Raw genomic sequence first — 13,734 nt, 5'->3', positions numbered from 1 at the left:
CTAGCATCTCCTCTGGCGAACAATCGCGGGGATCGCTTCCGGCGTCCCAGCGACAAGGCAGAGGGTCAGACAGAACCACACGATCGGATGGCGGATGACCAAATGCGGAGCACTGAAGACGGCGATCGATGCCACGAGCGCCACCAGAGCATCCAGCTTCGCCCGCCAAGCGGACAACGCAGCTGAGCCGAAGATCCACATCAGGGCTAGAACCGAAATCAGGCCGCCCTGAGTGTAGAGATCCAGGATGGTGCTGTGCGCCTCGAAGGGCCGCGGCAAAAACTGTTGATTGACCACGGGGGGACTATCTAGGTGCGGGCCCGGACCCAGTCCAAGCGATCCCGATCGTGCCCCCTTCTCCAAGGCTGCATTCCAGAGATAGAGGCGAAGCGCCGCGGTTTGGGCAGTCGCTTCCCCGCCCTTGTCTTTGGTCAGGCTCTTGGCGAAGTCTTCGGCGCTGGAGGCCTCGCTGAGGGCATAGGGCGCTATAGACAGGGCCAGCGGCAGGAAGCCAACGGCCATCAGGACGGCAAGCTGCCTTGAAAGGCTCGCCTTATTGCCGTCGCTCGTCAGCCAGGCCCGGACCCGCAGCCCGAGAAGGATCAGACAAGCCAGGACCGTGGTATAAAGGTAGGTATCGCTTTTTGTCAGCCTTCCGACGTAAACGGTGAATATGAGGCTGCATAGGGCAAGGCATCTTCCCCATTTATTGCTGGTGGTTGTGGCAAGATGCAAGGCCAGTGGACCGAGTAGGGCGCAGTAGAGCGCAAGCTGGTTCGGATTGTCGGACCACCCGCAGAAGCGGTCCCAGTACCAGGGTTCGACCCCAGCCTGATGGAGCCAGCCGAAACCAAGCCCTACCTGAATGATGAAGCCCGCATTCGCGACAGCAACCATCCACCAGGCGATACGACGCAAACGGAAAGACGCGTTGGGCTCCGCAGCGGCCAGACAGGTGACGCACGCCAACAGCACATAGGCCAGCGTGTCGTGCAACAACGGATCCAGGAACAACGTGGTTGTCAGAAAACCGATGATGTAACCCACGCCCATGGCAAGCGCCAGGATCAGCCAGAAAAGCCCAAGCTTAGCCAGTGCCGGCGTAACCTCCAGTTGGCCGCCAGCAAGGATTCGCGTCATCGACAGCATTATCCAGAGCGTGAGGCACAGTTCGCTGTAGCCGAAGGGCAGCCCTGGGATGCTGAGTTGCGCCGCGTAGGACATCGCGACGCCGAAGGCCAGAAGCGCATCACGCATCATTGCCGCGCCTCACCCAGTCGATGGGGGCTTGGCACCGCCTCTTCCCTCGGATTCGCCTGCGCAGCTTGAACAAGCCTGCTGCGATATCTGCCACCCAGTATTGTCTTATACAGGTCGCAATACTGGTCGATCACCCACGACAGCGAGAACCGCTCCCGCACGAATCCGACGGAACGGCCGCCCATCGTCTTGCCACGGGCGGGGTCGGAAAGAAGATCGACGATCCGGGAGGCCAAGCCATCCGCATCGCGCGGCGCCACGAGATAGCCGTTCCAGCCATCCTCAACCACATCGTTGCAGCCCGGCATATTCGAGGCGACGATCGGCAATCCGGACAATCCCGCCTCCAGCAGGACACGCGGAATTCCCTCGCGATATTGCGTCGGAAACGCAAAGATATCCGCCATGCCAAGGAGGGCTGGAATGTCGCGCCTTGGCCCCAATGCGACAACGTGGGGAACATGGCGCTCGATATCGGCTCTGCTGACGGCAAACGGACCTTCGGAGTCTTGCGGGCCGACAAGTACGAAACGCGCGTTGGGCCTCTCGCGGATAACGCGAGGAACCGCCTCGATGAGGGTTGGAATCCCCTTCTGCCGCGTGAGCCGGCCGACAAATATTATGACCTGGGCCGATTGTAGGCCAAGTTCCTCGCGCATCGTGGCAGCCGAAGGACCACGATACCTTGCCATCGAGAATGCATCGGGGTCGATGCCAGAACTCCGGATCAGTCGCCCTTTGCCGCGAGCCACCAGCCGGTAGCGCTCGAAGAAGGCCTGATCATCACTATTCTGGAAGACGGTCATGGCTGTCCAACGAGACGCCACCCCCTGAAGGCCGCAAAAGAAAGGACGCAATGCCAGGGCCCGCGGCTCCCGCGACGAGAATGTCCAACCAAGCCCGTTGATGGTGCGAACGACGGGAACGTGCCCGCGCACCGCCAGTGGAGTTAGGATATTGGGCTTGGTGTCGAAACTTTGAATGATGTCCGGACGCAGTTCGGACATCAGTTCACGGATCGCGCTGACAGCACCCCATTCTGCACCGCCGCTGCCAAAGCGGTCGAACCCGAATCGGCGATGGGCAATGCCATGGGGTGAAAAGGCGGCTCCGAGATCACTCGAAACGGCAGTGACTTGAAAACCCCTTTCGCGAAGCGCCAAAAGAAACGGGATTCTTAGTCTATGATCCTCGCCTCCAACGCAAACCAGATGCGGACTCATCCTGTCGCTCCTGGATGCGATACCAATCGCTTAAAACAGCTGATCCTATCCGCGGTTTCCATGGCCGGTTTCATCGCCCCTGAACACACAACAGCCAGCTCCCACGCTAGGAGGAGGCTTTCGTGCTGTCCTCGTCTGTTTGCATGAAGCAAGCTGATCAACGATGCGGCAATGCAGCCACAATCGCTGTCACCTCGGTCAGTGAGTTGGATTCATCCGGTCTGACGGTGCAATGACGGCACCTTCGCGTACGACACGGCGGGCCGGATATAAAAAAGGGCTGTGTTCGAAAGGTCCGCGCGCCGCGTTCAAAGCAACTTCCGCCCGCCTTCTCACGCCGGATCAACATCGCGCCCAGATGGTGTGATGACTCGCACCGCCAGTTCTCCCGAGCGCTTCGTCTGGAACAGGCTTTCACCCGGTCTCTGGATATGGTCGGACCACCAGCCGCCTCTTCCCGCGGATGGGCGACCGCGTTGCCATGCTCGCCGTCATTCGGACCGGCACGCCCGCCTTTCCGTTGAACCCGGTGGGATCCAGTTCAGTGCCTCTCCGCAACTGCCAGCGGCGCGCGCCTCGCATGACCTTGTGGAGTACTGCCTTGCTCATTTTGGCGCCGAGGCTTTTCACGAGGAGCATTGAGCGGCTGCAATGGGAGGGCTTCGCCAGGACGCGATTCCTTTGCGGTCTGAGCTCGAAGAAATCCTGCGGGAGCGCGCATTTGGGCGGTGGCTCAACCGAAGCGCGCATTGGCCGATTACCGCCACTGCAAACGCACAAGGCGCTCCGGCAGACGTCGCTGCAATGCTTTCGTTGCAGGCTTGAGCACCCCATACTTGGATCATCTACATACCTCTGAGCCAAGCGTAGCATCGAGGCTGTTGTGTTTTTCGGACGCTGATCAAAGATTCTATCAAGGGGCGCCGGTATTTGATTTGTCGCTAATGGATCCTTTCCCTAGGCAGGTGTGGGGCGCCTACCGAATCGGACGAAGGGTATGTCAATGACAACACTCCATTACGCCTCGGGCGGGTCGGCCTCCGAGGTCGCGAAAGCCGGATTCAATCTTGTTGATGTATCTTCCTTGGACCAGCTCAACGCCTTGCCGGCCGGCCAGAAAGGCCTAGTGTGGCTCAATGAAGCCGATGGTGCAACCTCCTCCTTTATCCAGAAGGTCACGCCCTTCATCGGCAATCCGAAAGTGTTTGGCTTCTTCCTGGTCGATGAGCCGGACCCGACCGGCAAATGGGGAACTTATGCCACCGCCGCTGATCTGAAGGCGGAGTCAGACTGGATCCACAGCCACCTGCCCGGCGCCAAGACCTTCATAACCATGATGAACATGGGGTCTTCCGCTAACCCCGACTTTTCAAACACATTCAATCCTGCCAACACGCATATCGACTATTACGGCTTGGATCCCTACCCGGTACGGACCGGAACAAGCACGATTGATTACAACATGATCGACAGGACTGTGGCGGCGGCCGTCGCCTCGGGCATCCCGCTCAGTCAGGTCGTTCCCGTGTATCAGACCTTCGGCGGCGGCGACTGGACGACCGACACGGGCGGTCGCTATGTCCTGCCCAGCGTTGCTCAGGAAAAGACCATGTTGGACCACTGGGCCAAGGTAGCGCCTTCGCCGGCCTTCGACTATGCCTATGCTTGGGGTTCTCAACAGGGCGACACGGCGCTTGAGAGCTCGCCGACGCTGCAGGCTCTGTTCCTTCAACACAACCAGAGCACCGCAAGCGGTCCTTCGGCCAGCGAACCGACGCCGCCGCCTACCAGCACAGTGCCTCCGCCCACAAGTGTCCCTCCGACCAGCACCGGCGATCACATTTTCTACGGCACGGGTAGCGCGGATGTGCTTCGCGGCACCGCTGGCGCGGACACGATGATGGGCCGCGGCTACAACGACACCTACTATGTCAACAACGCCGGCGACAAGGTGGTGGAACTGCGGCACAGCGGCAACGATAGCGTGCTGGCATCGGTCAGCTACGCGCTGTCGGCCGGCTCGCAGGTCGAGCATCTTGCGACCACCAGCAAATTGGGAACTGCCGCCATCAAGCTCACGGGAAACGAATTCGCCCAAACCATTGATGGCAATTCCGGGAGCAACACTATCAACGGCGGTGGCGGGAGAGACGTTCTGACGGGACATGGCGGCAACGACGTCTTTGTCTTCGATTCGGCTCTCAAGGTCGGCAATATCGACAAGGTCACCGATTTCAAAGTGGGCCACGACAAGATCCAACTCGACCACACTGTGTTTGCCGGCCTGCATACCGGCGCCCTTCCCTCTTCGGCGTTCTACGCCGGCAGGGCCGCGCACGACAGCGGCGATCACATCGTCTATAACAGCACGACCGGCGCGCTTTCCTTTGACAGCGACGGCTCGGGCGGCGCACATCAGATCCAATTTGCCACTCTATCGCCACATCTGGCTCTGACGGCGTCCTCGTTCATCGTGACGTGACCGTGGGAACGTCAGCCTGAGCAAGATGGTCTGACGTTCTTGAATATGGCTGACGGAACCAAGAAGCCCCGCCGAGCTTGTACTTGGTATGAGCGCGCGCGGCATCGAATTCCTGCAGAAATGGGTAGAGGATAAGATCCCACTCTACACCAAGGCCGATCCGGCTCTTGCGGCGAAACTTGCGGACCAAGCAACGGCGGATGCCATCAGAGCGGGAATCCGCCCCGAGGAAATCTCTGAGGAAGTCGGAAGCATGTTGACGACCATGCTCGAAGTGCTCGATCAGCACGATTCGACATGATTGCGCGCTTGGCGGCAGATGCTGCCCGGCTTGGCGCCAAATGCATAAATGTGTCATGGATCATAGGTCATGGGCCAGCCTAGGCAGCATGACCAACATGCTCTCCCAGAACGCGCGCGACGACCCCGTCCACGTCGTGAGGTTCAGCACCATTGACTTGTATCAACGGCCATCGGTCCTGGCGCAGGCACTCGCCGACCTCTCTTGAGATTTCGGCCTGCCTTAATCCTTTGTCCACGCCAAGTTCGAACAGCATAACCTCGAGGAGCGGTTGCTGCGCATGCCTATCCACAAGACGGCGGCGTAACGTTTCCTGGGGCGCGTCGAGTTGCACAACGAGATCCGGCCGCGGCAGGAACGCCAGGCACTCGCGGACCGCGTCGAGGCTTGGAGTTCTAGCCAGCACACCCAGCGCACACAAAGCCTGAATCATGCCCTCTTCGAAGATGAAGCAACCGGGCGACTCCCGCGCTTGGCGCCAGGACTGGCACAGTTGGGCGATGTCGACCTTCATGCGCCATGACCACACGCGGCTTCGAAGAGGGATCGATGCCAGAAGCCGGGCCGCGACACTGTCCTTTGGCAAGGTCGACAGCAAGATAGGACCGGATGTGGCAATCTTCTTGCCAATTCGCCCTATGCCGTGGCGGATTTCCGGAGCGTCATCCTGAGCCGATCCAGGTTCAATCAGGCGATACCCATTTACTGTCTTCACATTGATGCCGTGTCTCGCCAGCCCGTGGCAGAGGCCGCGAAGCAGCGTGGTTTTACCCGCGCCGGGCGGCCCAAACAACTCGATGATCATATGCTCTCGTCTCCGAACGAGCAGTCATTCCCCTACCGATCAAGCTTAGCCGGATTTCAGATCACACCAACGTTCATTTGAATGATTGTTCCAGTCAGTGAATCTGGGCACCGAGCCCGGATTCTAGCGGAGATGCCGATCGCATCCGTTCGCCTGGGCAAGCCGTCTTGCGCTCCATGGAGCTTGCAAGGAAAAACGACCGGTGCTGGACACAAATGGCAAAACATCTGAAGGACGCTCGGGAAGCGCTGGCTACGCAAGATCGAGGCATCATCCGAATGATTGATGAAAAGATCTCCGCGGCGAGCGATGTTCGACCGTCAGCTTGGCGGGGCCCTGAATGTCCTCAGTGTGTTTGCATTCGGAAGTGGCAAATCAAAACCTACAGGTGGATCTGCGACCCACCCGAAAGTGGTCAGTCGTTCCCGAATATGATCTTGACCAAGGGGGGCCAGTCTGGCGCCGTTACCGACAGATGGGTGCCAAATTTGCGGACACTCCAATCTTCGACCACCTTGGAGATGTCGTCAGGCGGTATCCTGACAAGCTCGCAATCAGCGACGGCGCGAACCGCCTGACTTTTTCTGAGCTTTTCCGGGCGGTCGAGACGCTGGCAACTCATATCGCTGCCGTCGTCCCCGAAGGGCAGGCCATCGGCATCCTGCAAGCAAACTCCGCTTGGTATCCTGTGGCGATGTTGGCGACCATGGCGGCGGGACGGCCTTCGGTTCCGCTCAACACAAGAGATCCCGCCTCTCGCATTTTCGATATAGTCAGTGCCGCGGGGCTCGGCGCGATTATAGGCGCCGAAAATGTTCGCCCGGTCGAATTGGCCCAGGAGATCGTCTGGATCGATATTGCCGCCGCCGTGGCGCCCAACGATCAACACCCAGAACAGCAGCATAAGCCCCCTATCGTTTCGGTCGATGCGCCTGCATTGGTGCTTTACACTTCAGGTAGCACCGGGCGCCCCAAGGGAATCGTCAACAGCCAACGCAGCCTGCTATGGCGGGTCCGGCAATATGTCGATGCGTGCCATATCAGTGCGGATGACGTTTTCCTGCCGCTGACCGGGCCAGCCACGATCGCCGGTTGCCGGGAAATCTTTGCGGCGCTGCTGACGGGCGCCACATTGCATCTTCTCGAGGTGGAGGCTGTTGGCCTGCGCGCTACGCGCGCTCGATTGCAGTCCGAAGGTGTGACGATCGCCTATCTTGTGCCGGCACTGCTTCGAGCCCTCCTGGCTGAGGCGCCCGCCGACGCTTCCTGGCCGCTCAGAGTGGCCCGGATCGGTGGGGAGAAAGTGTCATGGACGGACATCGCTTTGCTGCGCAAAGCCGTTTCGGACCAGTGCCTGATCCAGATCGGCTACTCATCGACTGAAACCATCGGTTCGCAATGGTTCTTGCCGCCTGACTGGCCCGAGCAAGACGCGTCGGTTCCCGTCGGCAGGCTGCTCCCTGGTATGACATTCGCTATCGTCGACGAAGCGGAGCGCAATGTAGGGCCAGGCGAAAGTGGAGAGCTTCTGATCAAAAGCCGCTATGTCCTGCTTGGTCATTGGGAGAACGGTGTGGTCGTTCCCGCGCAGCCGGACCCCGACGATCCCGAGGCTCGGCTTTTTTCGACCGGGGACCTCGTTCGGCTCGACGATGATGGCATCTTGAGGATCGTCGGCCGCAAAGGGCGCCAGATCAAGATCAATGGTCGACGCATCGAGCCCGCCGAACTCGAACGGGTCTTGCGTTGCGCGCCTTCGGTGGCGGATGCCGTGGTGATGGTAACGGCCGCGCAGGAACTCATCGCCTTCGCGGTTCCCCAGCGCTTCGCAGGCGGCGCTTTTGCAGACGACCTTCGCCAGCTCCTCAGAATGACCTTGCCGGCACCATTGCGTCCCTTGCGATTGCACACCGTTGACGCAATCCCACGCCTGTCGGGAGGTAAGGTCGATTTGGCAACACTGGCCGAGATAGATCGTTCGCACGGAAGGAGGGCGCGAGCCGCCCGGTCGTCCACTCTCGATGCTCCGCCCGCCGGAGGCGCAAAGGACACGCGTCAAATAGTGCAGCACGCGTGGACGCAGGTTCTCAACACAGGCACTGCCACGGGAAACTGGGATGATGCTGGAGGAGATTCGCTGCAGCTGCTGCACTGCGTCATGGCGATCGAAAACGCCATCGGGCAAGAGCTGGGCCTCGAAGCATTCACCGTCGGCATGAGCTTGGACGAGATGGTTGAGGCGGTCGTCTCTGCACGGTCGGGCGAAGGGCGCGCAAAGAAGCACCACCCCCCGGTTCTTTTCCTGTTTCCAGGGTCCGTTGGCTATGGTCCGAGCCTCGCTGCGTTCGCAGCCGCCATGGGGAAAGTCGCCCGTGTAAACCCGATCCGATATCCGAGCCTTGCGGCGATACTGGACGGACACAACACCCTCAGCGCCATGGCTGGCGCCGCACTCGAGCAGATAAGCCGCATCCAACCTGCGGGCCCCGTGCGACTTCTCGGCCATTCTCTGGGTGGCGCGGTTGCATTCGAGGTTGCCGCACGGCTCATGAAGGCCGGGCGAACGGTGCGGTTCCTGGGCATCCTCGACACGAGCCTTCTGGACGAGCCGAGCAACCATTGGGAGACTCTTACCCGTACGTTCTATCGTATTCGCACCAACCGCATATCCGCGCACCGGATGGCTTGCAGAGCCCTTGCGAAGATCACCGTCGCCGTGGGCGGCGAAGCGCGTCTGGCCAGGATTCTGGACAGATTTGCCAATGGAGAGTTCAACCCGACGATCTTCAGGACCAAACTGGAACTGCAGGAGGTTTTAAGGGCGAAGTCATTCTTCCAGTGGCTTGAGGCACCGAAACCGGCTCTGCCCCTCTCCGGTACCTTGTTCCGATGTCGCAGGGAGGGAATGCCGCGGGCCTTGGGCTGGGACAGCGTCTTGGCACACCTGGACGTCATTTCGATCACGGGCAGCCACATCGACCTTGTCGTCGAACCAAACCTTGCCACCAACCGTCCGCTTATCGAGACGGCCATCGTGCAGACCTATTCCCCCGCCGAATCTCGCAAAAGGGAGGACTTGTCATCGACATAATTCCGGAATTCAGCAAGGACATGCTGACGCTCGATGCCCGCGCGGAGGTCGATCGCATCGTTGACACCTTGCGCACTCAGGTTCTCGGCACCCTGCATCGTCGCGGCGTGGTTGTCGGTCTTTCCGGCGGTATCGACAGCTCCGTCGTCGCGACCTTGTGCATGCGCGCGTTCGGGAAAGACAAGGTCCTGGGACTGTTCATGCCGGAGCGGGATTCTTCCGGCGACTCCCTGAGACTTGGCCGCCGCGTCGCGGCACAGCTTGGCATTGAAAGCGTCCTTGAGGACATAGCACCGGCACTGGAGGCCATTGGGGCCTACCGCCGGCAGATCGATGCGATCCAGACCGTCGTTCCCGACTATGGGGAAGGGTGGAAATGCAAGCTGGTGATCGCGTCGGTTCTGGAGAGCAGCGGGCTCAATATAACCCGCCTCACGGTCCAGGATCCGCAGGGTAAAGTAGATACCGTGCGTCTGCCGCCAGCTGCCTATCTGCAGATCGTTGCTGCGACAAACTACAAGCAGCGCCTGCGCAAGATGACGGAATACTATCACGCCGACCGCCTCAAATACGCGGTTGTCGGCACTCCAAATCGCCTCGAGTACGACCAGGGCTTTTTCGTCAAGCAGGGCGACGGAGCCGCCGACGTGATGCCGATCGTTCACCTTTACAAAACCCAGGTTTATCAACTCGCGGAATATCTCGAGGTGGATGATGAAATCCGGCAGCGGCCACCGACCACCGACACCTTTTCCATGACCCAAAGCCAGGAAGAATTCTATTTCGCGCTGCCCTATCACCTGATGGATCTATGCCTCTACGGCCTGAACCACGGGGTCGCCAGCAATGAGCTCGCGGCGGTTGCTGGCCTCACCGAGCCCCAGCTTCAGAAAGTGTTCAAGGACATCGAAGCGAAACGAAGGGCGGCCCACTATCTTCACGCGCGGCCTTTGCTGTCCGCGGAAGGCGGAGATTGACCGAGCATGTGCGGCATCGGTGGAATCGTGGCGCTGAATGCCACAGCGGCTTCTCCTTCGCGGCAGGCGCTGATGCAGATGATGGGCGCGCTGGCGCATCGCGGGCCCGACGGGCGCGGTCTCTACCGGGACAGACGCGCGGGGCTGGCGCATGTGCGCCTGTCCATCATCGATCTTTCCGGTGGCCAGCAGCCGATGGCGGATACAGGCGATACGACGTGGATCGTGTTCAACGGCGAGATATTCAACTACGTCGAATTGCGTGAAAAACTCACGGCGCTCGGCCACCGCTTCCGAACCCGCAGCGACACGGAGGTCGCGCTGCACGCCTATCGTGAGTGGGGAGAAACGGCCTTCGAGCGGATGAACGGCCAATGGGCAATTGCAATCTGGGATTCAGTGGCCAATCGTCTCGTATTGTCGCGCGACCGCTTCGGCATTTGCCCGCTGTATTTCAGCGAGCATGCGCACCGGCTTTATTTCGCCAGCGAAGTGAAAGCCATTTTCGCGGCCGATCGAACCATCCCTCGCGCCTTTGATCCCGCCGGCATCGATCAGACGTTCACGCTCTGGACGGTCGTTCCGCCGCAAGGAGTTTTCCACGGAATCAACGAACTCGAGCCGGGTCGTGTCCGCATCTATCAGGATGGCACCTTTCGTGAGCGGATTTTTTGGCAGCCTTCCTATCCCGACAATTTCGGATCGCGGCAGGGCGAGTTCCCCGGGTCCTCCAACGACGCGGTGGACGGCGTGTCTAGCGCTCTTGAGGCCGCGACGGCGCTCAGAATGGTGCGGGCCGACGTGCCTGTCGGGTGCTACCTCTCCGGAGGGCTGGACAGTTCGCTTGTGGCCGCGCTCGCGAGGCGCTTCGCGGGCGATCGCTTCCAAACCTTCTCCTTGCGTTTTGCCGACGCCGAATATGACGAGACCCGCTTCCAGCGAATGGTTGCCGAGACGATCGGCAGTGAGCACCATGAAGTGGTCGTTTCGCGCAGAGATATCGCCGGAATCTTTCCGGAGGTAATCCAACACACCGAACGCCCGATACTGAGGACTGCCCCGGCGCCGCTCTTCCTGCTCTCGCGCCTGGTGCGCGAGCGTGGCATCAAGGTCGTGCTGACCGGCGAAGGCGCTGACGAAATGTTCGCCGGCTACGACCTGTTCCGCGAAGGCAAGGTCCGCCGCTTCTGGGGGCGCCACCCGACATCGACACGCCGCTCTCGGCTCCTGGAACGCCTTTACCCCTATCTCACCCGCTCGCCGGTGCAACAGCAGGCGATGGCGCGTCAGTTCTTCGGGCGAAATATTCAGGCTTACGACGCGCCGGGCTTTGCTCATGAAACGCGCTGGCAAACCACCAGGGCCATCAAGCGCTTGTTTACGACCGACATGCGCGCTCAAACGCAGGGCCGCGACGCCGTGTCCGAGTTGCTCGCCCGTCTGCCCGCGCAGTTTGCCCGTTGGGGCCCTCTTGCGCAGGACCAGTATCTCGAGGTCCAAACACTGATGTCGGGCTATCTGCTCTCCTCGCAAGGCGACAGGATGCTGATGGCTCACTCCGTCGAGGGCCGCTTCCCGTTCCTGGACGATGAACTTGTGAGGCTCGCGAATTCGCTGCCGCCCTCCTTCAAACTCCGCGGCCTCGATGAGAAGCACGTGCTGAAGCGCATGGCGGCACCCATCCTGCCCTCCGAGATCGTAGCCCGCAAGAAGCAGCCCTTCCGCGCGCCCAACGCGCTTTGCTTCGTCGGCGCAGACGCTCCGGATTACGCTCGCGAGGCGGTTTCGCAGGCGGCCCTGCGCGAGGCGAATGTCTTCGATCCAAAGGCGGTCACGCACCTGCTTGCCAAATGCCAGGCCAGAACTGGCGATGGCGACCTGTCCAATGCCGACAACATGGCGCTGGTCGGCGTGTTGTCGACCCAACTTCTTCATCAGCAGTTCGTCGCGGGTTGTCCCAGTGCAACGCTCGAATGCACGCTCAGCGTCGACGTCGACTGCGAACATCGGGAAGAGCGCCTGTATGTTGCATGATGCCGTACCACTGCTGCATGACTACCTCGCCCATTCCGCCGTCCGACACGGAAGTAAGGTGGCGCTGGTGTGCAACAAGCAGCGTGTCACTTACCTCGAACTCGAAACGCGAGCCAACGCGATCGCCCGGGACCTGGCCGCATGCGGAGTCGTTCGCGGTGATCGCGTGATGATCTTCGCCGACAACACCGTCGAGACGGTGGTTAGCTTCTGGGCGGTGCTAAAGGCGAATGCGGTGGTGTGCATCGTCAACCCGCTCACCAAGAGCGACAAGCTCGATTATCTGCTCAACGACTGCCGGCCGACGGCGCTCATCACGGACGGCCATCTGCACGCGATCTTCCGCGAGCCGGCGCGCGGCTGCCCGTCACTTCTGCGGGTGATCGTATCGGGACCGATCGACGATGTCGAACTCGCCCAGCTGCCGTTTGCCGTGCGCTGGGACGCCGCCCTCGCCAATGGCGCGGATACGCCGCCGGCACGGCAGTGCATCGATGTTGATCTGGCAGCCATCATCTACACGTCCGGGTCGACGGGCGAACCCAAGGGCGTGATGCTGACGCACAGAAACATGATGACCGCGTGCGCGTCTATCGCTTCCTACCTGGCGATTGCCGAGGACGAGGTGATCCTCAATGTCCTACCCCTCGCCTTCGACTATGGACTGTACCAGATGATCATGGCTTTTCGTACCGGCGCCCGGCTGGTGCTCGAACGCTCGTTCGCTTTCCCGGCACAGATCCTCGGGTTGATCAGGCAGGAGGGGGTTACGGGCTTTCCCGGCGTGCCCACAATCTTTGCCGCACTCTCCGAACTCAGGTCCCTCAAAGACCAGGATTTCTCGAGCATCCGCTACGTCACAAACACTGCGGCAGCCCTACCCCTCAAGCATATTTTCATGCTTCGCGAGCTGTTTTCGGGTGCACGCATCTATTCGATGTACGGTCTCACCGAATGCAAACGTTGCACCTATTTGCCGCCAGAGGACCTCGAGCGAAAGCCATTAAGCGTAGGGATCGCAATCCCGAATACGGAGATGTGGATCGTTGACGAGCATGACAGGCGGATAGGCCCCGGCGTTGTCGGCCAACTCGTCATTCGCGGCGCAACGGTGATGAAGGGGTATTGGGGCAAGCCCGAGGCAACGGCCAGGAAACTCAAACCCGGCCCGCTGCCTGGCGAGCAGGTCCTATACACCGGCGACTACTGCCGGATGGATACGGAGGGTTACCTCTACTTCGTCGGCCGTGGGGATGAGATCATAAAGTCGCGAGGCGAGAAGGTGGCGCCAAGGGAAGTGGAAAACGTACTCATGGACATTCCAGGAGTCCGAGAAGCGGCTGTCATCGGTGTTCCCGACGAGCTCCTCGGGCAAGCGGTGAAAGCCTTTGTGGTGATGGAGCATGGAAGAGCCATTGGCGAAAGGGAACTGCAGAAGGAGTGCCAGAAGCGTCTGGAAAACTTCATGGTCCCGAAATCCATCGTCGTTGTGGCGAACCTGCCGATGACGGACACGGGAAAACTCAAGAAAACGGCGCTGTCATGATGCGGGGCCAGAATC

At 60.4% G+C, this 13,734-nt stretch carries 9 protein-coding genes; 6 read left to right on the top strand and 3 right to left on the bottom strand.

Annotation, left to right across the window (positions count from 1 at the left end; genetic code table 11):
- Both NLY43_RS27305 and NLY43_RS27300 read right to left on the bottom strand, forming a co-directional pair.
- On the bottom strand, positions 1-1,260 hold the full coding sequence (locus NLY43_RS27305) for an O-antigen ligase family protein (protein ID WP_023701112.1): 1,260 nt from the start codon (positions 1,258-1,260) through the stop codon (positions 1-3).
- Positions 1,257-2,483 (bottom strand): glycosyltransferase family 4 protein, encoded by a 1,227-nt coding sequence (locus tag NLY43_RS27300; protein WP_023701113.1) that lies wholly within the window; start codon positions 2,481-2,483, stop codon positions 1,257-1,259. Before NLY43_RS27300 ends, NLY43_RS27305 begins: the two co-directional genes overlap by 4 nt.
- A gap of 1,003 nt (positions 2,484-3,486) precedes the next feature.
- Between NLY43_RS27300 and NLY43_RS27295 the strand changes: the two genes are divergently transcribed.
- The gene (locus tag NLY43_RS27295) at positions 3,487-4,965 is read left to right on the top strand and encodes a M10 family metallopeptidase C-terminal domain-containing protein (RefSeq protein WP_023701115.1); all 1,479 of its coding nucleotides are present in this window, start codon (positions 3,487-3,489) and stop codon (positions 4,963-4,965) included.
- 88 nt (positions 4,966-5,053) lie between these two features.
- A complete protein-coding gene (locus NLY43_RS27290) occupies positions 5,054-5,266 on the top strand; it encodes a DUF768 domain-containing protein (protein ID WP_023670889.1) in 213 nt (70 codons plus the stop codon).
- Positions 5,267-5,345: 79 nt separating this feature from the next.
- On the opposite strand, the gene NLY43_RS27285 is transcribed toward NLY43_RS27290, so the two are convergent.
- Positions 5,346-6,071: an AAA family ATPase gene (locus NLY43_RS27285; RefSeq protein ID WP_023711218.1), complete on the bottom strand. Its 726-nt coding sequence runs from the start codon at positions 6,069-6,071 to the stop codon at positions 5,346-5,348.
- Between the two features lie 340 nt (positions 6,072-6,411).
- Between NLY43_RS27285 and NLY43_RS27280 the strand changes: the two genes are divergently transcribed.
- The 4 genes from NLY43_RS27280 to NLY43_RS27265 are packed head-to-tail and all read left to right on the top strand — an operon-like array spanning position 6,412 to position 13,719.
- Positions 6,412-9,162 carry a non-ribosomal peptide synthetase gene (locus NLY43_RS27280; RefSeq protein ID WP_023711217.1) on the top strand — a complete coding sequence of 917 codons (2,751 nt, stop codon included), beginning with the start codon at positions 6,412-6,414 and terminating at the stop codon, positions 9,160-9,162.
- Positions 9,159-10,139 (top strand): NAD(+) synthase, encoded by a 981-nt coding sequence (gene nadE, locus NLY43_RS27275; protein ID WP_280790677.1) that lies wholly within the window; start codon positions 9,159-9,161, stop codon positions 10,137-10,139. The genes NLY43_RS27280 and nadE overlap by 4 nt, the downstream gene beginning before the upstream one ends.
- A gap of 6 nt (positions 10,140-10,145) precedes the next feature.
- A complete protein-coding gene (gene asnB / locus NLY43_RS27270; protein WP_023711216.1) occupies positions 10,146-12,173 on the top strand; it encodes an asparagine synthase (glutamine-hydrolyzing) in 2,028 nt (675 codons plus the stop codon).
- Entirely contained in the window at positions 12,163-13,719 is a 1,557-nt protein-coding gene (locus NLY43_RS27265; protein ID WP_031199243.1) for a class I adenylate-forming enzyme family protein, read from the top strand. The genes asnB and NLY43_RS27265 overlap by 11 nt, the downstream gene beginning before the upstream one ends.
- Positions 13,720-13,734: the final 15 nt, after the last annotated feature.

Origin of the sequence: Mesorhizobium sp. C416B, from assembly GCF_030323165.1 — a bacterium.
Classification (GTDB): Bacteria; Pseudomonadota; Alphaproteobacteria; order Rhizobiales; family Rhizobiaceae; genus Mesorhizobium.
Note: the sequence above shows the minus strand (reverse complement) of the source record. Positions and strands in the feature narration are given on the sequence as shown.

Bases quoted from the DNA above. Each gene is read 5' to 3' on its own strand.
- NLY43_RS27305 (WP_023701112.1), bottom strand. From the start codon at position 1,260: ATGATGCGTGATGCGCTTCTGGCCTTCGGCGTCGCGATGTCCTACGCG.
- NLY43_RS27300 (WP_023701113.1), bottom strand. From the start codon at position 2,483: ATGAGTCCGCATCTGGTTTGCGTTGGAGGCGAGGATCATAGACTAAGA.
- NLY43_RS27295 (WP_023701115.1), top strand. From the start codon at position 3,487: ATGACAACACTCCATTACGCCTCGGGCGGGTCGGCCTCCGAGGTCGCG.
- NLY43_RS27290 (WP_023670889.1), top strand. From the start codon at position 5,054: ATGAGCGCGCGCGGCATCGAATTCCTGCAGAAATGGGTAGAGGATAAG.
- NLY43_RS27285 (WP_023711218.1), bottom strand. From the start codon at position 6,071: ATGATCATCGAGTTGTTTGGGCCGCCCGGCGCGGGTAAAACCACGCTG.
- NLY43_RS27280 (WP_023711217.1), top strand. From the start codon at position 6,412: ATGTCCTCAGTGTGTTTGCATTCGGAAGTGGCAAATCAAAACCTACAG.
- asnB (WP_023711216.1), top strand. From the start codon at position 10,146: ATGTGCGGCATCGGTGGAATCGTGGCGCTGAATGCCACAGCGGCTTCT.
- NLY43_RS27265 (WP_031199243.1), top strand. From the start codon at position 12,163: ATGTTGCATGATGCCGTACCACTGCTGCATGACTACCTCGCCCATTCC.